13 protein-coding genes are annotated in these 23,053 nt (G+C 68.3%); 3 read left to right on the forward strand and 10 right to left on the reverse strand.

The window, feature by feature from the left end; genetic code table 11:
- Nucleotides 1-49 precede the first annotated feature (49 nt).
- From AAW14_RS20940 to paaN, 5 genes are read right to left on the reverse strand one after another with little or no spacing between them, the layout of a single operon-like run.
- Complete coding sequence (locus tag AAW14_RS20940; RefSeq protein WP_265565436.1) at nt 50-316, reverse strand: hypothetical protein; 267 nt, start codon at nt 314-316, stop codon at nt 50-52.
- A complete protein-coding gene (locus tag AAW14_RS20945) occupies nt 307-1,161 on the reverse strand; it encodes a 3-hydroxyacyl-CoA dehydrogenase family protein (protein WP_265565437.1) in 855 nt (284 codons plus the stop codon). Before AAW14_RS20945 ends, AAW14_RS20940 begins: the two co-directional genes overlap by 10 nt.
- Nucleotides 1,158-1,907, reverse strand: coding sequence for an enoyl-CoA hydratase/isomerase family protein (locus AAW14_RS20950; RefSeq protein WP_265565438.1), 750 nt, complete (start codon nt 1,905-1,907; stop codon nt 1,158-1,160). Before AAW14_RS20950 ends, AAW14_RS20945 begins: the two co-directional genes overlap by 4 nt.
- The gene (locus AAW14_RS20955) at nt 1,904-3,127 is read right to left on the reverse strand and encodes a thiolase family protein (protein WP_265565439.1); all 1,224 of its coding nucleotides are present in this window, start codon (nt 3,125-3,127) and stop codon (nt 1,904-1,906) included. The genes AAW14_RS20950 and AAW14_RS20955 overlap by 4 nt, the downstream gene beginning before the upstream one ends.
- Complete coding sequence (gene paaN, locus AAW14_RS20960) at nt 3,120-4,838, reverse strand: phenylacetic acid degradation protein PaaN (RefSeq protein ID WP_265565440.1); 1,719 nt, start codon at nt 4,836-4,838, stop codon at nt 3,120-3,122. The genes AAW14_RS20955 and paaN overlap by 8 nt, the downstream gene beginning before the upstream one ends.
- Before the next feature lie 96 nt (nt 4,839-4,934).
- Here paaN and paaI point away from each other — a divergent pair, with 96 nt between their 5' ends.
- Entirely contained in the window at nt 4,935-5,366 is a 432-nt protein-coding gene (paaI, locus tag AAW14_RS20965) for a hydroxyphenylacetyl-CoA thioesterase PaaI (RefSeq protein WP_265565441.1), read from the forward strand.
- The gene (gene paaK, locus AAW14_RS20970; RefSeq protein WP_265565442.1) at nt 5,363-6,709 is read left to right on the forward strand and encodes a phenylacetate--CoA ligase PaaK; all 1,347 of its coding nucleotides are present in this window, start codon (nt 5,363-5,365) and stop codon (nt 6,707-6,709) included. Before paaI ends, paaK begins: the two co-directional genes overlap by 4 nt.
- A gap of 807 nt (nt 6,710-7,516) precedes the next feature.
- On the opposite strand, the gene AAW14_RS20975 is transcribed toward paaK, so the two are convergent.
- The 5 genes from AAW14_RS20975 to AAW14_RS20995 all read right to left on the reverse strand — a co-directional run bounded on the left by AAW14_RS20975 (nt 7,517) and on the right by AAW14_RS20995 (nt 22,331).
- Nucleotides 7,517-8,110 carry a sigma-70 family RNA polymerase sigma factor gene (locus AAW14_RS20975; RefSeq protein WP_265565443.1) on the reverse strand — a complete coding sequence of 198 codons (594 nt, stop codon included), beginning with the start codon at nt 8,108-8,110 and terminating at the stop codon, nt 7,517-7,519.
- A 542-nt stretch (nt 8,111-8,652) separates the two neighbouring features.
- Nucleotides 8,653-9,528, reverse strand: coding sequence for a hypothetical protein (locus AAW14_RS20980; protein WP_322741086.1), 876 nt, complete (start codon nt 9,526-9,528; stop codon nt 8,653-8,655).
- Nucleotides 9,529-10,138: 610 nt separating this feature from the next.
- Nucleotides 10,139-11,257: a peptidoglycan recognition family protein gene (locus tag AAW14_RS20985; protein ID WP_265565444.1), complete on the reverse strand. Its 1,119-nt coding sequence runs from the start codon at nt 11,255-11,257 to the stop codon at nt 10,139-10,141.
- Between the two features lie 224 nt (nt 11,258-11,481).
- The gene (locus AAW14_RS20990; protein WP_265565445.1) at nt 11,482-14,427 is read right to left on the reverse strand and encodes an AfsR/SARP family transcriptional regulator; all 2,946 of its coding nucleotides are present in this window, start codon (nt 14,425-14,427) and stop codon (nt 11,482-11,484) included.
- A gap of 1,457 nt (nt 14,428-15,884) precedes the next feature.
- On the reverse strand, nt 15,885-22,331 hold the full coding sequence (locus AAW14_RS20995) for a hypothetical protein (RefSeq protein WP_265565446.1): 6,447 nt from the start codon (nt 22,329-22,331) through the stop codon (nt 15,885-15,887).
- A 321-nt stretch (nt 22,332-22,652) separates the two neighbouring features.
- Between AAW14_RS20995 and AAW14_RS21000 the strand changes: the two genes are divergently transcribed.
- The gene (locus AAW14_RS21000; RefSeq protein WP_265565447.1) at nt 22,653-22,817 is read left to right on the forward strand and encodes a hypothetical protein; all 165 of its coding nucleotides are present in this window, start codon (nt 22,653-22,655) and stop codon (nt 22,815-22,817) included.
- Nucleotides 22,818-23,053 lie beyond the last annotated feature (236 nt).

Below are 23,053 nucleotides of genomic sequence, written 5' to 3' on the forward strand. Positions count from 1 at the left end.
ATCATGTTGTGGTGAGTCCCTCGTGCTTCTGCCATGTGCGGGGCCTGGTTCAGCGTCCCGAGAAGGACGGCTGCCGGTGCGCGAGGAGGACCCGCACCGCGCCCTGGTGGTCCTTTGTGCTGCCCAGCGGTTCCTGCGCCACAGCCTCGCGTCGTGGTAGGGCGGGAGCACCTGCCGCGCCCCCGCTGCGCAGCAGCGCCTTGGCCCCGGGGTACGCGGTCGTGGGACCTGCGGCGGGACGCGGAGGTGCGCAGCGGCTGACAGTGCCGTGCCGCGGTGGTTCGGCCACGGCCGAGGCGGTGGTGCTCACTGCCATGTGTAAAACCCCAGTCCGCTCTTGCGCCCCAGCTCGCCGCGGGCGACCTTCTCCCGCAGCAGCCGGGGCGGAGCGAAGCGCTCGCCGAGCGTGGTGTGCAGGTGCTCGGCGATGGCGAGACGTACGTCGAGCCCGACCAGGTCGGTCAGGCGCAGCGGACCCATCGGGTGCTTGTAGCCGAGCCGCATGGCGTCGTCGATGGCCTCCGGCTGAGCGACGCCCTCCTCGACCATGCGGATCGCCTCCAGGCCCAGCGCCACGCCGAGGCGGCTGCTGGCGAAGCCGGGGGAGTCCTTGACGACGACATCCTTCTTGCCGAGGCAGCGCGTCCAGCCGAGTGCACGGTGCAGGGTGCCGGCGTCGGTGCCGGGCGCGAGGACGATCTCGACCAGCTCGGAGGCCGGCACGGGGTTGAAGAAGTGCATGCCCAGGAAGCGGCCGGGCCGGGTGAGCGCGCAGGCGAGTTCGGCGACCGACAAGGAACTGGTGTTGCTTGCCAGCACCGTGCTCGGGCTCACGGCCTTCTCGGCGGCGGCCAGGAGACGGGCCTTGAGCGCGGCGTCCTCAAAAACGGCCTCCACGACCAGGTCTGCCTCCGGGGGCAGGGCGTCGACGCGCTGAATCGTCGACACGCGGGCGAGCACCTGCTGGGCGGGCTCGGACAGCAGGTTGCGCTCGGCGGCTCGCTGCAGGCCGACGGCGACGCGGTCCAAGGCCGCGACAGCGGCGCCGTGGCTGCTTTCCACGACGGTCACCGACGAGCCGGCCGCCGCGAAGGACTGCGCGATCCCGGCGCCCATACGGCCGCCGCCGATCACCCCGACGACTGCGGGTGCTGAGGTCATGCGCGGCTCCTCTTTTCCAGGAAACGTGCCATGCGGTCCTTCTTGTCCTCTCCTTCGAACAGCAGGGCCTGGGCCAGGTCGTCGGCGACCGGGTGGGCGCCGGGGGAGTCGACGACGAGTTTCGTCAGGCGCAGGGCCATGGCCGAGGAGCGGGCCATGCGGTCCAGCAGCGCGTGCGCTTCGTCCAGCAGCTTGTCTGCCGGGACAACGGCGATGACCAGCCCGGCCGCCAGCGCCGCCGGCGCGTCGAGGTTCCGCCCGGCGAGCAGCACTTGCTTGGCGACCGACTCGCCGACCAGTTCGGGCAGCCGCCAGCAGGCGCCGGCCGCGGCGAGGATGCCGAGGCCCGGCTCGGGGTTGCCGAAGACGGCGTCCTCTGCGGCGATACGCAGGTCGCAGGCGTACGCCAGCTCCGCGCCGCCACCCAGGGCCCAGCCGTCGACGGCGGCGACCGTGGGCATGGGCAGTCGCCGCACCCGCTCGAACAGGCGGCTGTTGATGCCCTGCAGGGCCTCGCTGCTGCCGCGCCGCAGCAGTTCGGCGATGTCGGCGCCGCCCGCGAAGACACCAGCGTGGCCCGTGAGCAGCAGCAGCTTCGGCGTACGCGTCAAGCGGTCGCACACCTCGTGCAACTCGTCGATCATGCGGCCGCTGATGGCATTGCGGGCCTCGGGACGGTGCAGGGTGACAACGACCCGGTCCTCGCGCTCTTCGACCTGGAGCGTTTCGTACGTGCCCTCGCTCATGTCCGCTCCACCAGCATCGCGACGCCCTGGCCGACACCGACGCACAAAGTCGCCAGTCCGCGGCGGGCATCCTCGCGTTCCAGCCGGCCGAGGAGCGTGAGCAGGATGCGAGCGCCGGAGCAGCCCAGCGGGTGGCCCAGCGCGATGGCGCCGCCGTCGGCGTTGACCTTGTCCTCGTCGAGCTTCAAGCGGCGGATCACGGCCAGCGCCTGTGCGGCGAATGCCTCATTCAACTCGACCGCATCCAGGCCGCCCGTCTGCCATCCGGCGCGGGCCAGGGCCTTCTCGGTGGCGGGCACCGGGCCGAGACCCATGACATGGGGCTGGACACCGGCCGAGGCGGAGGTGACGATCCGGGCCCGCGGGGTGAGCCCGTACCGCTTCACGGCTGCGGCGCTCGCCACCACCAGTGCGGCGGCGCCGTCGGACAGCGGCGAAGAAGAACCCGCGGTGACGATGCCGTCCTTGCGGAAGATGGTGCGCAGCGTGCCGAGCTTGTCCAGCGAGGTGGAAGGACGCGGCCCCTCGTCGTGGGTGACCTCCCCGTCTTTCACCGCAACGGGCACGATCTCACGGTCGAAGCGGCCCGCGTCCCGTGCCGCAACAGCCCGCTGGTGGCTGCGCAGGGCGAACGCGTCGGACTCGGCCCGGGTGATGCCGTCCAGGGCCGCGACCTCTTCTGCGGTCTCGCCCATCGACAGGGTCACCTTCATCCTCTCCGGTCCGGCGCCCTGCGGTATGTCCCGGTCGGCGGCGGCGAAGCGCGGGTTGGTGAAGCGCCAGCCCAGGGCGGTGTCGTGGACCGCGCCCGGCTTGGCCCACGGCGTGCCGGGTTTCTCCATGACCCACGGGGCCCGGGTCATCGACTCCACCCCGCCTGCCACGACCAACTCGGCCTCACCGGCCCGGATCGCCTGGGCGGCCGCGGCGACTGCGGTCAGGCCCGAGGCACACAGCCGGTTGACGGTGTAGCCGGGCACGGTGTGGGGGAGCCCGGCCAGCAGCACGGCCATACGCGCGACGTCCCGGTTGTCCTCACCGGCCTGGTTGGCCGCGCCGAGGATCACCTCGTCCACCGCCTCGGCAGGAACGCCGGAGCGGCGCACGGCCTCGCCGACGACGAGGGCCGCCAGGTCGTCGGGGCGGACGGAGGCCAGGGCACCGCCGTAGCGGCCCTGTGGGGTGCGGGCTCCGTCGACCAGGTAGACCTCGTCAGGCATGGGCCACCTCCTCGGCGGTGACGGGTGCCGGGCGGCGCGACTGCAGGACGGCGAAACGGCCGGTGACGAAGGCGGCGTCGGACAGGGTGGCGCTGGCCGCGGGGTTCGCGGCGCTGCCGTGGAAGTCGCTGAAGGCGGCGGACTGGTTGACGAACACGCCGCCGGTCAGGTTCTCCGACAGGTGCACGCCCGCATCCAGAGCGGCTTCCTCGGCCGCAGCCAGTACTTCCTCGCTCGTGGAGTGGACGGCGGCGGTCAGGGCACCGTGCTCCCGGACGGTGTCGCGGAAGATGCGCAGGCTGTCCTCGGTGGAGCCGGTGCCGATGACGAACGAGATCGGCCCGAACCACTCACGCGTGTACGTCTCCCGGTCGGCTTCCGCGTCCAGCCGGGTGACCAGCGGTGTACGGACGTCCGCTTTCGGATGCTCCGGGTGCTCGACCACCGCCGACGCGCGCACCGTCCGCCCCAGTGCCGCCGCCTGCTCCAGCCGCTCGCGGACGCCGTCGTTCACGAGGGCACCGAGCGTGGCGACGGCGCGGGCCGGGTCGGCGAGCAATGCGTCCAGGGCGGCGGCGAGATCGGCGGCGAACTCGTCGGCGCTCCGCCCGCCCTGGTCGGTGGTGATGCCCTGGCGGGGGATCAGGAGGTTCTGCGGGGTCGTGCACATCTGCCCGGTGGACAGGGCCAGGGAGAAGGCCAGGTTGCCAAGGAGACCCCGGTAGTCGTCCGTGGAGTCGAGCACGACCGTGTTCAGACCGGCCTTCTCGGTGTACACGACGGCCTGGCGGGCGTTGGTCTCCAGCCAGTCGCCGAAGGCGGTGGAGCCGGTGAAGTCGATGATCCGTACGTCCGGGTGCAGTGCGAGGGTGCCCGCGGTCCGGTCGCCGGGCTCCTCCGCCGCCAGAATCACAAGGTTGGGATCGAAGCCGGCCTCGGCCAGCACTTCCCGGGCCACGCGCACGGTTATCGCGAGCGGCAGCACGGCACCCGGGTGCGGCTTGACCACGACCGGGTTGCCGGTGGCGAGGGAGGCGAACAGGCCCGGGTAGCCGTTCCAGGTCGGGAAGGTGTTGCAGGCGATCAACAGGGACACCCCGCGCCCGACCGGCGTGAACTTCTTGTCCATCACCAGCGGGCCGCCCGTGCGCTGCGGCTTGCTCCAACGGGCCGCGCTCGGCTGCCGCTTCTGCTCCGCCCAGGCGTGGGCGACCGCCTCCAGGCCACGGTCCTGGGCGTGCGGGCCACCGGCTTGGAACGCCATGACGAATGCCTGCCCGGTGGTGTGCTGGACGGCGTGCGCGATTTCGAAGCTCGTCGCGTTCAGCCGGGCCAGGATCTCCGCGGTGACACCCGCGCGGACGTCCGGGCCGGCGTCCCGCCAGGAGCCGGTGGCGGCCTTCGCGGCGGCTACGGCCGCATCCGGCGCGATGCGGGGATAACTGATGCCGAGCGGAAAGCCGTACGGGGACGTCTCCGTGGGCGGTACGTACGCCTCGCCGGGGTGGCCCGGCAGTTCGAACGGCCTGCCGACCTGGTCACGGAAGGCTGCCTCCCCCAGCTTTGCGGCGTCCTCGCCGTACATCGTCTTGCTCGGTGACTCCGGGTACGGCGTCCAGTGTTCCCGGCTCCCGGCGGCGGCCACCGCCTGCTCCAGCAGAGTGCGATGGCGCGCGAAGGCATCGGAGCCGTCGGGGCTCTTGTGCGGCATGTGGTCCACCTCTTGACAGGCAGTGGTGTGGCTGGATTACTTAGCTGCGCCGCACGCTAACCGAACGTTCGGTCGGTACACAAGGTGGTGGAAACAGTGACGCAGGCCACTAAGGCGACACCGGGGCCCGCCGAGAGGATGCTCGCTGCGGACGAGGCGTCGCGGCGGCTGGGCATCGAATTGCTCGAGCGGGGCGAAGGAACCGCCGTGCTCCGGATGACCGTGACCGCGGCGATGATCAACGGCCACAAGATCCTTCACGGCGGCTATGTGTTCCTCTTCGCTGACACCGCCTTCGCCTGTGCCTGCAACAGCCACGGGCCCGTGACGGTGGCGGCCGGAGCCGACATCGACTTCATAGCCCCCGCGCATGAGGGCGACGTCCTGGTGGCCACCGCTCGCGAGCGCACCCGCTTCGGCCGCAGCGGCATCTACGACGTGAGCGTCCTGCGCGGCGACGAGGTGATCGCGGAGTTCCGCGGCCGGAGCCGCGCCATCAAGACCACGCAGCCCAAGGAGTTCCAATGACCAGCGAACGGAAGACCTCGGCGCCCGCCACGATCCGGCGCGGGGACCCTCTGCCCGCACACCTGCTGGACGACGGCGAGCGGATGTCGCGCGCGGAGCTGAGAGACGTCCAGCTCCGCCGTCTGCGAGCGACCCTGCGGCACGCGTACGACAATGTGGAGCTGTACCGCAAGAAGTTCGACGAGGCTGCGGTCTTGCCCGAGGACTGCCGCTCGCTCGAGGACCTGGCCCGGTTCCCCTTCACCACCAAGGCAGACCTGCGCGACACTTACCCCTTCGGCATGTTCGCCGTGCCCATGGCCGACGTCCGCCGCATCCACGCCTCCAGCGGCACCACCGGCCGCCCCACCGTGGTCGGCTACACCGAGAACGACCTGTCGATGTGGGCCGACGTGGTCGCCCGCTCGATCCGCGCCGCCGGCGGCCGCCCCGGACACAAGGTGCACATCTCCTACGGCTACGGCCTGTTCACCGGCGGTCTCGGCGCCCACTACGGCGCCGAGCGGGCCGGATGCACCGTGATCCCCGCCTCGGGCGGCATGACGGCACGCCAGGTGCAGATCATCCAGGACTTCAAACCCGAGATCATCATGGTCACGCCTTCTTACATGCTGACCCTGCTCGACGAGTTCGAGCGCCAGGGCGTCGACCCGCGCTCCACGTCGCTGCAGGTCGGCATCTTCGGCGCGGAGCCGTGGACGGAGGAGATGCGCCGCGAGATCGAGGAGCGCACGGACATCCACGCCGTCGACATCTACGGCCTGTCCGAGGTGATCGGCCCGGGTGTCGCCCAGGAATGCGTGGAGACCAAGGACGGCCTGCACGTGTGGGAGGACCACTTCTACCCCGAGGTCGTCGACCCGGTCACCGGCGACGTCCTGCCCGAGGGCGAGGGCGGCGAGCTCGTCTTCACCTCTCTCACCAAGGAAGCTCTGCCGATCATCCGCTACCGCACGCGCGATCTGACCCGCCTGCTGCCCGGCACGGCCCGGCCGGCCTTCCGCCGCATCGAGAAGATCACCGGCCGCTGCGACGACATGATCATCCTGCGCGGGGTGAACGTCTTCCCCAGCCAGATCGAGGAGATCGTGCTGCGCACCCCGGGTGTGGCCCCCCACTTCCAGATCCAGCTGTCCCGACGCGAGCGCATGGACCACATGACCGTCCGTGTCGAAGCACGCCCCGGCATGGTTCCCGACCAACGCGAGGCCGCTGCCCGGACGATTGTGCAGCGCATCAAGGACGGCGTCGGCGTGAGCGTCGAGGTCGTGATCGTCGAGCCGGACACCCTGGAGCGGTCACTGGGCAAGCTCCGCCGCGTCAAGGATCTACGCGAGGCATGACCGCTCCCTTGCCGCAATGGCCCGAAAGTCGAGGCGTCCGCCTCCCTGCTGACCGCCGCAGCCGCCCCGCGTCCAATGATCTCGGCCGGTAAGCCGCCCCGCCTCCAATGATCTCGGCCGGTAAGCCGCCCTCGGTTTCGTAGCGGCCGGTTCGCCTGTTTTCAGGCGGCGTCCCATTGGCCGGGGAACAGTAGTAGGCGGCTTCGAATTCCTCGGGTGGGACGTGGCCGAGGGCGGAGTGCAGGCGCTCGGAGCCGTACCAGTCACTCCCTGCGGCTCTGCCGGACCCAGAACGCCTGAAGATCACCAACGGCATCCCCGGGACAGAGCCGACTGCCGGTCAGAGCCGTTCAGTGGAAGGATCCCGGACCCGCGTTGAGCGGGTGGACGGATCGTTGAACCCATGAGGGTGGGAGTGCGTTGTGTGTTCGGGGGCGGGGTGCGGGACTCCATGCCTTGGGTGTGTTCGCTCGGGAGTCGAGCGGCCGGGGCGGGGGCGGTGAGTGCTGGATGGCGTGCGTGCATGGAAAAGGTGTATGAGGCAATGAGCAGTGAATCCGCGGAGGCCGGGCCGGGTTGTGGCGGGGAATCTCCCACACGCACCACCATCATGGCGCCCTCCACCCGGCAGCCCCACCACGCGCCGTCCGGGCGCAGTCGTCGGCGACAACGGGGAGCGGACCATGACCGGGACCCCGTTCAAGTCCACGGTCACCTGCTCGTCGGTGTCCGGGGCCGTGGGTGTGCCCCTGAACACCCTGTGGTGGGCACGGTAGGAGGCTCCATGCGGATTCATCGCTGTCCCGGTCAGGCGGAGGAACTTGGCCGGTGGCGCATGGTGTGTGCGGTGGCCACGTCGCTTCCGACGGGAATGGCACCGCGCTCCTGGAGCGCGAGACGAAGGGAACGAAGGGCGTAGAAAATTCGTGATTTCACCGTGCCCACAGGGATGCCAAGTGCCTTGGCTGCCTCCTCGACGGTTCTGCCGAGGTAGTACGTCTCGTGCAGCACTCCTTGGTGGATCGGAGACAGGGCCTTGAGAGCCTCGCTTACTACCACGGCGGACAACATTCTTTCGATGTGGTCGAGTTCGCAGGCCTCCTGTTCGAGCCAGGCAGCGCCGTCCACCTCCTGGGGGCGGACCAGCTTCTTGCGGTGTCCGTCGATGACAAGGTTGCGTGCGACGGTGAACAGCCAAGGGCGCAGCATCTCCTCGCCCGAGTTGTACTTGCGCCAGCAGCGCAGCAGGGTTTCCTGCACGATGTCCTCGGCTCTGTGGCGGTCACCGCCCAACATCCGGCACACATAAGCGAGCAGTGCCGGCACGTGTTCGCTGCACTCGGCGAACAGAGCCTGCTCGCGCTCTTCGGCGCCCGTGGATCCGATGACGTTCCAGCTCATCGCTGACTCCTCGTGATGCCCGTTCGTGCTGACGGGTAGCGAGGCCGGATCGGCGCTCACGGCCCCGGCACAAATGCTGAGGGGCGTTGTGCCACATCCGATTGATGGATGATTGACGTCAGGGCGGACCGGATGTTATGCCTGTTTTGTGTATGGCTTCCGGCTCAGTACGGCGGCAAGCCGCCTGTGGGGGCTGCTCTCCGAATGATTCGGTCGCGCAACCGCCCAGCGGCCACGTGAGGTGCTGCGGGCGCCGACCGTGACTCGTTGACCTTGTACCCCGCACAGGACGGGTTCACACGGGCTCGGCTGTGGGCAGCGCGGGCGGACAGTGCTCGTGCCAGGTCTCCGGGTGACCGCGTGGTGCTCCGTAGGCTGCCGGGGATTGGCTCCGGTGTGGCTGCGCGGTCCGTGCGACGTAGACATCGTGGCGTGCTGCACGCACACGCCAGGCGTCCTGGGCCATCCGCCGGCTTCCTGCCTGGAACCGGTCACAGAGCCACGGAACCTGGTGGCGCAGCGGGGCCCCATGCCGCCGGACTTCACCTCGTGTCAGAAGTGTGGGCAAACCTCGCGCTCACCGCACCGTAGACGCCCTTTGCGACCGGGCCGAGCCGGGGCCCGGCCAGCCAGGTGGCGGAGACGGAACCGATGGACGTGTTGCTGATGAGAGCGAGCGACCCGTCGGCGTTGCGGGCGAACCAGCCTCCGCCCGACGAGCCGCCTGTCATCGTGCAGCCGATCCGGTACATCGTCGGCTGGTCCGCCCGGATGGAGAGCCGTCCGGGCCGGTTCGGGCAGGAGAACATCTGCTCCCCGTCGAAGGGCGGGGCCGCGGGGTAACCCCACGCGGACGTTGCCGGGACGGCGGTCGGCGTGGCCACGTCGAAGCGGACGGGTGCGGCCTGGCCGATCGTCTCCTCCAAGGACGCAAAACCGGCCGGTGACCGCACATGTAGGACGGCGAAGTCGAAAGGCGCGCCCGCGCCACCAGTCGGAGCTCCCTCGGATATCCACTCTGAGGAGGTCTGGGCCCAGTCCGCCCACCAGGTGCCGAAGGGTGCGATGCGGTCCAGGGAGGCGTAGTGCCGGGCTTGGCCCGACAGCCCCTCATTGTTGTACGACGGGACGAAGACGATGTTGCGGTACCAGCCGCCCCGAGCGCCTGCATGTACACAATGCCCGGCCGTCCAGACCAAGTTGGATTGCCCGGGGTGAGCCGGGTCCCGGACGGCCGTGGCGGAACACACGCTGGGACCTTCAGGGGTGTCGAAGAACACCTTGCCGACCACGGCGGCGTTCGCGTGGTACGGCGTGGGTTCCGGCTGCGCTTTGATGGGGGTGGGCTCGGGATCCGACACGCCGACATCGCCGAGGACGTTCGCCACCGGAGTGTCGGGGTTCCGGGAGTGCGACATCCGGTCGGCACTCCACAGTCCTTTGATCACCGGATTGAAGAAGTCCCCAGCATCCCGCAACCATTGGGCGGGACTCCAGTCCTTCCACCCGGCGGCCGATCGATTCGCCGACGACTGAGAATCCTTTCCCCCCGATCCTGGTGCGGAATCGGTCAGCCCGCACGCGGACAGGGCCACGAGGACGGCCATGAACACCGCGGTCAGACGAAACCGTCGCTTGGGGACCATGCGAGAAGACTCCGATCTTTCTCTCGTCCTGTTTCGGCCACACACTCCTGTGCTTGCTACGACGACGGAACCGGGGCTGTTGTTCAACGAAATCGCCCGCCTGTGCTGGGTGTTTCCAGTGCCAAGCCATCGATGGACGGTGACGCGGGTGATGTCGCAGCAACCGGCGGCACCGCTTTGCAGGACGGCAGCGGTAAACCGGGGCAGGTAGGCAGCCAGGAGACCGGCGCCTGCTGGGGAATCCACTCAGCAGCCATGCATCTGTCTGGTCAACACACCGTCCAGGTCGGTGCCTAGGGCCAACACCGGAACGCCAGAACCAGCGATTCAGTGACCTGCGCGCGAACCGCGGTCCTCCGGAAGCGGCCGGACGGGAAGGCGTCTACCTCCCCGCGGACTTCAGAAGCCGCGCGACATCTGCGCGAATCGCCTCCAGGCCGAGGTACGCCGTCGTGCCGGGGCACTCCGTGGGAATCCAGTCCCGGTGTCCGTTCAGCGTCCTCGCCTGCTTTCGTTTTCCATTGACCGGGTTGCGGTAGGCGATGCCTGCCTGGGGGTCCAGGCCGTGCTTGTCGGCCAGCGAGGCGAGGAGCTGGGTGAGGGAGCGGCGCATGGCCGGCGAGGGCCTCCCGGTGCGGAAGTCGCCCAGCAGAGCGATGCCGAGGTTGCCGGAGTTGAAGCCGATGGTGTGGAAGGCCGTGACCACCTTGCCGTCCTTGTCATGGGCGGGAATGCCGTCGTTGCCCGACCAACGGCCCTCGTAGATCCGGCCGTTGTGGTCGACGAGGAAGTGGTAGCCGATGTCGCCCCAGTCGTTGCCGACCGCGTGGAGTTCGTAGATGGCGCGCACCGTCGCCGCGGGATTCGGATCGTCGTTCGCCGTGACGGTGTGGTGGACAGTGAGCGCCTGCAGGGGGAAGAAGCGGGTCGGGGAGGACTCCTTGCCGTTCGGCAAGAAGCGCTTGCTCTCGTCGGCTCCCCACCCCGCGCGTGAGACGAAATTCTCCGGTGGGAACGCCGGCGACGGCTTCACCGTCGGCGTTGCGGAGACATGCGTCGGGGACCCATCGCCGGGCGCGTCCGGCGACGGGCCCAGACCGGCGTCGACGGCGGTCGCGTTCACGATGTCCGCCTGCGACGGCGCGTCGATCTGATAACCGAAGCTGCCGCGGCCAGGTACCAACGCCCTGGACGGAGCGGACGTCTTCACCAAGGCGTCTTTGGGGTCCTTCCCACACGGGCAGCCCGCACTCACCATCTGCCAGGCACCGGGTGCGCCCGTCTTGTCGTACAGACGGATCCTGATGCCACGCTGCGGGCCGGTCCAGGTGATCCCGACCGCGGTGATGGGGAAGTCCGTCCGATGGACGCCTCTGCCCGGCGAGGACGTCGCCAGGACACGGGTCTTGACCCCCGGCGACGGTGAAGCCGCGCCGCCGGAGGCCTGTGAGCCGGGCACATCGGCGAGTGGGTGATCGCACGAGGTGAGCACCGGAGTCATGGCCGTCGCTCCTATCCCGTACAACAACAGTCGACGTGACAGGGCGAGGGAGCCGACGACGCCATGTGCAGGGGTCTGATCGGCCGGTGAGTTCGACAAGATGTTCCTCCGTCACCGAAGCAGGGGCTGTACGGGGAACACCTACGGCTCCCAGGAACCGTATGGTTCACGCCCGCAGCACCACGCGTCCGCGCTCCGGTACGCCCCTGCGTCACCGGCTGCGGCTACCCGCTCGGCTGCGGCTGGTCCAGGAGGCGAAGACCGTCCCGGACCTTCCGGGCGTCCGGGTGGTCGAGCTCCTCCAGAATGGAGAGGGCCGCCTGCCATGCGGCACGGGCCGCCTCGGTGTTCCCCAAGGCGCGCTCGGCCTCGCCAAGGTGGCCCAGGGCCGAGGCCTCCAGACACCGGTCGCCGATGCGCCGGCCCGGCACCAGGGCGCGCTGGTAGCAGTCGATGGCCGTGGCGTGGTCACCGGCGCAGTGATGGGCGTACCCGAGGCCGTCGTGCGCGGCCGCCTCGCCCATCAAGTCCCCGCTCTCCTGGTGCAGGGTGATGGCTCGGGCACAGTAGTCGACTGCCTGCTTGAACCAGCCCAGCATGATGTGAATCCAGCCGAGTTCGTTGAGCACGCTTGCCTGCCCGCTCAGGTGTCCGGCGCCCTCGTACAGCGCGTACGCCAGTTGATGGCGACCGCACGCGGCCTCGTACCGGCCATCGCGAATGTCCTGCAGGGCCAGCAGGCGGTGCGTCTTGGCCTGCCCAAGAGGGTCCCCGAGCGAGGTGAAGAGCTCAAGAGCCCGCTCCAAGTGAGGGCGTGCTTCTTGTGTGCGCTGCAGCCGGACGAAAGCAAACCCCAGCGCTTGGTGTGCGTGCGCCTGTCCAGTGCGGTCGCTCACGCGCCGCGCAGCGGTGAGAGCAGCCTGCTGGGTCAGGAGTAAGTCGTGCCAGTATCCCTGTCTGTCCAGGAAGGAAACCATCGCGAACGCCAGCCGCCAGGCATGCCCGGCGAAGGGACCGGTGCTTGCCTGCACGACTGTGGTGCACAGCATCCGGCGCTCGGTGTGCAGCCAGCCCATGGCACGCTGCACGTCGGTGAACTGCTCAAGGGTCGTGCCGGGCAGCAGGTCTGGTGGTCTCACGGTCTCGCGGTACGGCGCGATCAGCGCGGAGGCCCCGAGTGCGGTGTGCAGGAGGTGATCGAGCAGGCGCCGCTCAGCGCGGTGCCGTTCCGCCTCGGTGTCGTGCTCACGGGCGAGTTCGGCGGCGTAGCACCGCAGCAGGTCATGGAAGACGAAGCGGCCGGGGGCGATCTCGGTGAGCAGATGAACGCGGGCCAGATCGGCGAGAAACGTACGTGCCTCGCGCGGTGGCAGCGCGGCGAGACTGGCCGCGGTGGGCAGGGAGATCTCCGGTCCGAGATGGAGCGAGAGCAGCCGAAACAGTCGCGCTGCCCCGGTAGGCAGGGCGCGATACGACCACGAGAACGCCGCTCGCGCGTCGGTGGCGGGATCGCCGTAGGCGAAGGCGTCCAGGCTGCCCTGGCCTTCGGTGAGTTCCGCGGCAATGGCGGAGAGCGGAAAGCAGGGATGCATGGCGGCCCGCGCCGCCACGACGGCCAGGGCGAGCGGCAGTCGCCCACAGAGGTCTACGATCGCGTCCAGGGCCTGAGGCTCGGCCGCCACGCGTGCGGCACCGATCCGGCGAGCCAGCATGTCCCTGGCCTCGTCCGGAGACATCAGATCGAGCCACAGGGGGCGGGCGCCGTTGCTCGCCACCAGCCCCTGCAACTGGGTCCTGCTCGTGACGATGACGAAGCACGACGACGTGCCGGGAAGCAGCGGACGCACTTGTTCGGCGCTCTGCGCGTTGTCGAGCACGATCAGCATTCGGCGCTCTGCCAGCAGGCTGCGGTAAAGGGCGGCCTGCGCGAGGGGATCCGCCGGTATCTCATGCGGGGGCATTCCCAGCGCGTCGAGAACGTGCCGAATCACGGCTTCAGGGTCTGCCGTGCTGTCGGAATCGAAACCGCGCAGACTGACGAACAGCTGGCCATCGGGGAAGCGCGAGGCGATCCGGTGTGCCCAGTGGACGGCGAAGGTGGTCTTGCCGGTGCCTGCCATGCCGCTGATGGTCACCACGGCGGGTCGCCTCTTCTCCGACAGGAGCGCCTCAGCGTCGGCGAGCTCGGCCATACGCCCGCTGAAGACGTTCAAGACCGCAGGGAGCTGGGAAGGCTGCACGGTGATCGCGCCTTCGTCTGTTCCGTCTCTGTGTCTTTCACCCTCGTCCGGGGAGGGAACGTCCGAGTCGACACCGGTTTCCCGATCTGGCACCGAGCCGTCGCATTCGCCGTCGCGGTCTACTGCATCGACGCCGTCCACGCCACCACCTGCCAACACCGCTCCGGGCAAGGACAGTGACGGATCCGCGGTCAGCACACGGCTGTGCAGCTCACGCAGTGCGGGGCCCGGCTCGACACCCAGCTCTTCCACGAGCATCTGGCGCGTCGAGCGGTACACCTCCAGTGCCTCCGCCTGACGGCCGCACCGGTACAAAGCCAGCAGCAGCAGTTCACTGAGCCGTTCCCGCAGCGGGTGGCGAGCCCGCAGCGATGTCAGCTCGCTGACCAGGTCCTCGTGGCGGCCCAGTACGAGGTCGATGGACAACCGGGCCTCGATCGCCCCCAGCCGGAGTTCGACCAGCCGGGACCGTTCGGCTTCGGCGAGCGGGCCGGGCACTCCGGACAGTGGAGTGCCGCCCCACTCGGCAAGCGCAGACCGCAGCAACTCACTGGCACGCGCCGGGTTGCCCTCCTTTGACAGTCGTCGGGCTTCCGCGAGCCGCGCCTCGAAGACGGCCAAGTCGAGGCAGGACTCATCGAGGCACAGCACGTAACCGTCGGCTATGGACACCACCAGCTGCGGGGGTGTGCCGGGCACTCGGTCCGGTTCCAGCACCCTGCGCAACCGCGACACGTACGTACGCACGATCGCGACGGGATCCGAGGGCGGTTCGTCCCCCCACAGCGCGTCGACCAGCTCAGTGACGCCGACGGGCCGGCCGCGCTGCAGCAGAAGGGCCGCGAGAACCGCACGTTGCTGAGGCGGCCCCAGGGACGCCTCCCCGCCGTTGACCCATGCCTGCACCGGTCCCAGGACGGTGAAACGCACAGCGATCGATCCCTTCCGAGCGACACGGTCGACGAAGCCTTCATAATGCAACCACATTTTGACGTGACAACGTGCAGACTAGCCATTGGCGTGGTTGTGGGTGACGGCCTCGGTGATGAGGGTCAGACCCCTCGGACGGTGCCACCGCCATCCTCACAGTCAGATCGTCAGCCTTCGGGCTGATCGCTCTACATGAGCCGTTCGTTTGACCGGACTGCGTTTTCCGTTGGCAACGAGCCCGCGCCGATGCGCGGCGTCGCATCGCGCAAGTTCGGGCAACAGCCAGTGGTGGTGCCCAGCAAGTGACGTGGTGTTGCGATGGACCCGCCGATGGCGCACGTGAACAGGGATTACCGGACGTTCCTGCGTGGAGCCCTGGTCGGCGTGCTGGTGGTCCGTGTCGATGCGGCCGTGGTAGGGGTTGGGGACTGCTTGCGGGGCTCTGGGTTACCGAGGGGATGCCTGGTGGCAGCTGCAGAAGCGATCCATGGTTGCTGAGGGGTCGGAGGCAGGGGCCTGGCGGGAAGGCGCCTGACGCTCTTCCCCGAGCCGTCTGCCGTCCGTTGCTGTCCGGTCCCTGGAGGGGGAGGCGCTGGCTGGACGCTTTCAGGGCTGACCGGATCGGGTGCTGTCTTTCGCACGATGTGAGGTTTGCGTTGCGGCTTCGCCGCGTCGGTCGGTGCGATACCGGCGGAAGGCCTGGCGGCAGCGGCAGAAGCGATGCTTTCTTGCCTGGGTGGTCGCTTGATGCGAGGTTTGCGTTTCAGCCCCGCCCCAGCAACCTGTTTCGGGAAGTTGTCGGTCAGCAGGGTCCGGATGTTGGGCAGTTGCCCCGCAAAGAGGTCCTTCCCGAGCCATTCGTCGGCAAGTATCTCTTTCTGTACCGCCGCGATGACATCTCGGCGGTCTGCTTCGCTCAACTCCATGATCTCGACGGCCGCCATGAATCCATCCGGATCGGAGGATGGGCTGTAGTCCCGGTCAATGGCGATGAGTTGCTTGGCGAGACGGCTCGCCCTGTCATATGTGTATTCAGGCTGGGGTGGCGTGGCCATGATGTTCCTCGTGATCCTGGGTGCTTCGCTTGTATAAGGATTCAGGGGCGTGCGAACAGCAGGGGGACTCGCTCGTAGGTCTGTCAGCCGGAGTGCATCTCCCCGCATTGTGAAGCAAATTCATCCTGGGTTACGCCAGCGCTCGGTGCCGTGCCCGACTGTTGCTGGCTCGGGGAATTCGGATGCGGCAACGTGGTTGTTCATGGCTCCGTGGTGGAATGACCGTGCACCCCTTTCGTGCCGACTCCGAGGGTCGAAACCCTCTCTTACTCGACGTGCCCCGTCCCCGTCCCGGTTCAGGACGCAGCCGCTGGTACGGATCCCCGTGGTACGGATCGCCGTCATGTGCCTGATGGACGCTATCCTGGCCGGATGGACCGGTGAGTGGACGGAAACCCGCCGCTACCTGGTGCACCGGCTCGCGGCCTCCCAGGGCCGCCCCCTCGAGCCGCCCGCCGGTGAACCAGCCTCGGCCATCGAACTCCGACTGACCTCCGCTCCCGTCCGATCAGCCGCTCCTGCCCGGAATGGCGGCAGCTGCCCTTGCAAGTCCAGGACCGACGTCCGCCGAGTTCGACTCGGTACCGGAGCGGTCCGTGCAACGCTGGCGAGTGCAGACGGCGGATCAAACATCTCTTTGCCGGCGACCATCGCTTTGTCCGCCCGCCCGGCCCGCCGGTCGCCGATGTGGGGACGAGCGAGGTGACTCACCTCGTCGAACCAACTCGCGATGACTTGCAGCTGCGTTTTCGTCATGTGGAGTTTATCAGCCAGCGCGTTCTCGCGTTCTTGGACAATCAGCAGGCCGTCCTCCAGCTCCTTTTGCTCTCTCTCCAGCTCGCGCGTATACACATCGAGTTTCAGGAGTTGCTCGGTACTGATGCTCGTCCCCTTGTCGACGGCACTGACACGTTCCTGATTCACTTCGGCCAGCCGCACGGTGACCTTGACGATGTCCTCGAGGGTTTGCCGGGTTGCCTGCTGAGCAGCGGCATGCTCCTCCGTCAGGCGTTCCAGTTCCTTGCGATGGCGGCCGTCGGCCTGGCAAGCCCGGTCGAAGAGCGCCGGCAGTTCGGGGCTCAGGGAGGCCAGGCGATGGTCGATCTCGGCAGAGACGGCCTGTTCGAATGTCCGGGGCCAGGTCCAGGAGGTGCGGTACAGCGCACCCAAGTCGGTGGCGCCGAGCCGGAGGGCGTCCACCTTCGGCCGCAATGCCGGCGTGAGAAGTCCGGCCTGTTGCGCGAGGTCGGCCGTCAGTGTCGCATCGTCGAAGGATGCAGGGTCGAAGGCGTGGACACGACCGTCCGGGCTTATCCACTGCCGACGTGACGTCCCGTCCGGACGGGCGATGTCCAAGGTGACGGACGCCTCCATCTCGAGTGCGAGCTTCCGCGCCAGGTACACCGGGTCCATGCCGAGCAGGGACACCTGCGGCGGGAGTTTCAGGGGCCCGTGCGGCGCCGATCCCTGCAAAGACATGTTGTTGAGCGACCGGATCACGTCGCCGATGGGGTCCTTGCAGCTTTCCGGGAGAAGCGGGAGTTCGCCGAACTGCCCCTGGGCCCGAAGGATGTGGGCCCATTGCAGCACGGAGCGGCGGATCCGTCGGGTGATGTCTTGTGGGTCAGCGGTCAGAGCCAGAGCGCGGACGTCCTTGCCCGCCTCGGCGCGGATCCTGCGCGCCAAAGACAGATGAGCGCGGGAGACGTCCGCGCCGGGCTCCTGCGCTGCGGTGTCCAGCAGGGCGCCGAGGTCGTAGGCGGTAGCGCGGGTGGGAGAGTGCCAGGGGTGTTGTTCTCCTTTGGCGGCCTTCTTCTGGGCCTCGTGGAGCCGGGCACGCAGGTCGTCGACGACGTCCTCATAGAGTTCCGCATACACATCGCCTGTGACTGGATGGCTGTGGTACGTGCCCTTCGAAGTCGGTTTGCGGAACAGGTGGTGCTTTTTGCGTTCGGCCGACAAAGTGCACCGGGCGCGCATCCGTACCAGGTACATACGGCCCTGCTGCTTGACGTGCTGCTCACGGCTGTAGTTGGCGGTGTTTCCGCTTGACTGGCCCGCCGGGCCGACGCGGCTGCTCTTGAGGTCCGTGGGCACGGTGTGCGAGTGGGGGCCGCCCGTGCCGGACCCGGACACGCTGAATTCCGGCCGCCACTGGTCGGTGCAGTTGAACGCCGTGGTGCCGCTCTCGTGCTTGTTGTAACGGCCTGTGCCGCTGCCGTCGATCGGGGCGATCACCTGGAGATCGCACAACTCGGCCTTCAGCCGTAGTGTGGCGCGGTTGGAGGAATCTCCCGGCATGAACAGGTTGTCGGCGAGCTTGCAGCCCTTGTCGCCCGTGGCCTCCCGCAGATGGTTCGTCAGGTGCGAGCGCGACAGGAGCACGTCGAGTGAGCCGTTCGAGCGTGTGGTGATACCGTCCGTCTTCCGCCCGAAGACCCTCGACAGCAGCCGTCGGCCCTCCGGCAGAAGGTCGTCCATCATCACCTCGACGATGGTGGAGTCTTCGGGCAGCTGGGGCAGCGGGACGGGGGAGTTCAGCGGTGACGGTCCTGCGAAGGGCGACGACTCGGCGATCGCTTTGGGCACCTGGAGTTCGATCGAGCCGTGCTCGGTGGCCGTCAGCGGTTCGGTTCGGTCCGTCAGACCGCGGTAGGAGTTCGCCAGGATGTCATTGAGCGGGCGACCGCCCATACGGACGCGTCGGACCCTTGCCGTCAGACTGTGGGGGAACGTTACCGTGTAGTGACCGCCCCAGTCGTAGACGGTCTGCTTGGTAACCGCAGTCTCCGTCCGGTCGGTGCCCCGGTGCTTGCCCGTGGACAGTTTCAGCGCAGCGGTTTGCGAGCCGTGTGTCCATCCCGAGCTCTGCTTCCCCACCGTAACCGCCTGCACGCCGTGCGCGGACCGGCCGACGGACGTACTGACAGAGCCGTGGCCGTAGTTCTCCAGGCCGGTCTGCGGCTTGAAGTCGTGAAACCGTGGCTGTGGGTGCAGGATGTCGGAGAGGTTGATTTCCACGACGTCGGACAGCAGCCAGCCGATCGGGTTGACCAGGTAGAACGAGCGCCCGTTCGTCGAGAGCAGGTCCTGCCACATGGTTTGGTCCCGGCCCCGCGCCAGCAGTCCCTGCAGGGCGTCGATGCCGCCCTGCATCCGACCGACGACCCGGCCGTCGGCGGTCCACAGCTCCGCTCCAGCTGCGAGCAGGCCCGGTGCCGCCTTGTCGACGAGCTCTTTGACGATCTGGTACGTCGACCTGCCGCTGTCGTAGGTCAGGGAGGTGAACCCGCTGTGCCCCAGGCCCTTACCTCCGGGGTCCTCACGTGTCAGGTACTCGGGCAGCCGGAATCCCGCTCCCCGGTCGCCTGGGGGATCCAGTCGCCCGTCGTCGGGAAAGGTGGCATTGAAAGCGTCGCGCACCGCTGGGTCCAGCACCGGTGAGGCACCGGCGGCGTGCAGCTGGGACACGAGCCCGGCCAGTGCTGGACGGTCGGTGCCGGGCAGGTCAGGACGCTCCTTCGTCCATCGGGTGAGCACGCCGGCTGCCACATTGCCGCTAAGCGTCAGCTCTCCCTGCTGCCAGCGGCTGAGCGCCTTCGTCAGCTGGATGTCGGTGACCGGGAGCGTGCCGTCGGCGTAGTGCTTCAGCGCCTCGGGCTCGGACAGCAAAAAGAGCATCTTCTTGTTGTCCACCGGCAGCCGGCTCGCCCGATGACTGCTGGGCAGCAGCTTGGCGTGCTTCTCCTGCCGACTGCTCACGGTGAACGACACAGGCATCGAGTAGGCGTACGCGTGATGGAAGTCGAGCTGGATCAGCTCCTTGCCGCCGGTCCGTCCATGGCCGGCCGAAGTGTCCCAAAGCCAGCTACGGCTGAAGTCCATTCCGCCGGTCTCGACGGTCGGCCCCGCTGTGTCACCCGCGCTGACGTCGAGCTGGCCCCAGTTGATACCCCACGACGAAGTGTCGTTATGGGCGGTTTGTGTCAGCCCCAGCTTGATGATGCCGAGCACGAACTTGTCCTCGGTGGCGCCGATGAAGGCCGCTTTTCCCATCGTGCCGGAGATATCCACTGCGCCGTGGGTGTCCCGGAATATCCCCGAGGCGAAGGGCTGGTCCGTAGCGTATTCACCGTTGAAGATCTCCTTGGTGTGCGCACGCATGGCGATGTTGCCGGCGAAGGAGTTCAGTGTGGGGTCCGCCTCGGCGGACGGGCCTGCGAGGCCACGAAGCGCGGCGGTCGCTGCCTCGCGGACACCTGTGGTGTCCAGGTGGTACACGACAGCGTGGTCGAGGATGCGTGGCGGTGGGGCAGTCGCCGACGGCTGCGATACCCCGCCGGTCAGTGGCACGACACGGGCGAGCGCCTTCTGGCCGGGAAGGCTGATCGGCTGAGGGTCGCGTGTGCCCGGCCGCAGCTGCCCCTGCAGGCCGCTGTGTTGGAACTCGATCCGAACCTCGAAATCCGTGGGCGTGTCGAACTCATACGTTGTGCCGGCGAATTCAAGCAGTTCCGCTCGGCTGCTGAGTGAAGTGACTGCGTTGGTGGCGCCGACGGTGCGCTGCACCTCCAGGCCCAGCACGGCCGACCGTAGATTGGCGAACGCCGCCCGAAACCTCCCTCCGAACGCGATCTTCCTGCTGCCGCTGACCGACTGCTCGGCGGTGTCCATGCCCATGGCCAGGTTCACCGTGTCGAACTCGTTGGTACTGCGCTTGAACGTTGCAGGGTTCTTGGCGTCTGGTTTCGCCGTGATCGTGATTCTGGCGGAGTCGATGTCGATGTCGGTTTTCGCAAAGCCCCGGCGGCGGCGGAGGGTGAAACGCACCCCGTCCTGGTGCATCTCGTCCCAGTGCAACGCGAAGCCGGCCCGGGAGACCATCTTCTGGAGCAGTTCCTCGTTTGAGATCCGGCTGTCGAGGTCGTTCCCGTGGGCCAGTGGGCCGTGTCCTTTGAACGGGTTGTCCTCCGGAGGCAGGAAACCGTACTTCTCGACCTCGCGCCGGATCGCGGCGTAGACGTCGTTGACGGTCTGCTGCTCGACCTCGGGCAGGCCCATGCCGATGCCCTTGCCGTCCGCGATGGGATCCGGCAGGGCTGTGGTTGGCGATTCCATGGGACGACGGCCCGCATTGCGCAGCTCACCCGGGCCGGTGTTCACCATCGCGGTCCGTTGGCGGTCTTCGGGGATACCAACCTTCATGGCCAACCGCGTGCTGTTGCCTGCAGTGGACACGCCGGACGCCTCCGGGGGAGGGGCGCTGTCGGGGCTCTTGTCGAGCGCGGCCCGGTCCACGGGGAATCCGTGGGCGAAGGCTTCGGGCTCGGGTATACGCAACAGGGCACGGCCCTTGACCTGATCGGTTCGGGCCTTGGTTCCGCTGCCCCGGACGGTGACGTCGGCGTAGTGCAAGAGAACAATCCCATATCCCGCGGTGGGGCCCGTGTAGCGAAGATCCACCACCCTCAGTCCCGTACGGCTCGCGCCGAGACTGTCGGAGTAGGACGAGGTGTAGCTCGGGCCGACGGTGCCGCCCAGTGTCAGCGCAGGTACTTCGTGGGGGACGATGTCCACTGCAACGCTCGCGCTCAGCGTGGTCGAGTGGTTCAGGGCGTGGGTGCCGCCGGCCCCGTCGACGGCCGTGCGCACGTTTTCAATGTGCGCCTTGTTGCTGGTCTCGCCGACCCGTGCGGTGTCGGTGGTGTCGTTCAGTCGCTGTCGGACCGTGTGCAGTTCGATCACGGCCACCGGCCGTCCGCTTTCGTGCAGAGCGAAGCGGTAGCCGTGCTTCTCGTTGACGGCCTTGTCGAGATGAGCGTCCAGATTCCACAGTTTCTGCCGCAACTCGTCGGTGAGCGTGCTCCCGATGTCCAGCTTCAGGCCCTGCGCACGCAGCGTCTTCAGCGTCGCGTCGTACACCGCGGGCAGTTGGGTGAGTCCGGAGGCGTAGAAGACCGTCGGCAGCCGCTTGTTGTCGGCCCGAGCCCACACAATCTGATCGCCCGGCGCCCGGCCCAGGTAGTGGTCGGGCAACCACAGCAGCAGCCTGGCGTCCTGTGAGGCCGTCACCGGGTGTGCGTCCAGTGAGGACCACTCCTGGTCGGTGCTGGCACGTGTCTTGAACGACCAGCACGGCACGTATTCCACAAGCGTCGACTCATCCCGGCTGTCCTCGGCATGCCCGGCTGCGGCGTCGACGACGTGGCGGGTGGAGCGTTGGGATTCGTTGGCGACCGCGGACAGGCTTACGCCGACCCGGACAGGCGCCACGCCGACGCCGACCGACGCCCCCATCGCGGCCCGGGCCGCGCCGGTGGTACCGGAGTGGGACTGAACGTGCGCACCGGTCTGGAAGGCGGCGTTAAGGGTCTCGCCCGAGGTCACCCCAGAGTGCCCGGAGACCGGAGAAGCGGAAGTCGAATCCACCGAGGCCACAGAGCGGGGCACCTTACGTGGCTGCTGCAGGTCCAGGACGATCAGGGCCTCGACCGGTCCCAGCGTGACCACCAGCCCGCCCTGCGCCAGCTCCTCGTCGCCACCCAGCAGATAGCGGTAGGTGCTGAGCAGCTTCTTCGGCAGCTCCTCCCACACGTCGTCCGCCACCTGGTGACCGGCCTTCGCCACCTGTTGCCTCAGCTCGGCGATGAGTTCCGGCACGCCGGGAAGCCTGTCTTTGGGCACACCGACGGAGCGCACCATGGGGTCGACGTCCAGTGGATCTCCCAGTCCGGGTGCGGCGATTGCAGCGGGCTGGGGAGCCACGTCCGGTCGCCGCCCGGTGTCGCCGACGGTGCGCCCGCCGGCGGCCTCGTTCCCGCTCCCGTCAACGGCGCCACTGTTGCTCATCGGACGGTCCGCCGCCATCAGGCTTCGCCGCCCCGTTGCCGCCCCAGCGGAAGCATGCGGCACGGCACGCCGCGCGCGTGGGCAGGTACCGTACGGCATTGCCCGCTCAGCAGGACGTCCGGTGCGCGGCCCTGCCGGTGCAGGCTGCGGCCGTTTGTGGCCGTCCTGCCCGTGCACTCGGCGTGCAAGGCCAATAGGTCCTCGGACCCCGAGCCGGGTATGTCATCGCCCTTGACGGATGGGGCAGCCGCCGCTCCCGGCAGTTCCGTCATGGCCATCGGAGCTGGACGGCCATACGAGGCGCTGCCGCCTGCGGGGCCCGTGTCTGACGACCACGTCGTCAGCTGTCTGGCCATGCTCACCGCGCAGGACCGGCTGCCGGGAGACTGCATATCCGGGAACCCGCCATCCCCCGGGGCCGGCCGCGAGGCCGGGACCGTACCGATGGCGGCTCGCCAGGTCCGCGAGGGCGTGGTCGCCCCTTGACCGGAAGGCGAGGACGGGAACGCTGGGTCCGGAGCTGAACGAGGTGTGGTCCATGGCATGGTGTCCCCTTTGACTGCTACCAGGGACCACCCCATCCGCTGCGGCATCTTTGCCGGCGGCTCACGGAATCGGCTGATCCCATCAACCCGTCAACGCAAAAGCATGGCTTCGGGTTCACGCCCACACCCGTGAATCCGTTCGGGTCGGAACCGTAGGAGGCGATGCTACCGTTCCGA

The sequence above is a fragment of the Streptomyces hygroscopicus genome, from assembly GCF_026168105.1.
GTDB classification, from domain to species: Bacteria; Actinomycetota; Actinomycetes; order Streptomycetales; family Streptomycetaceae; genus Streptomyces; species Streptomyces hygroscopicus_D.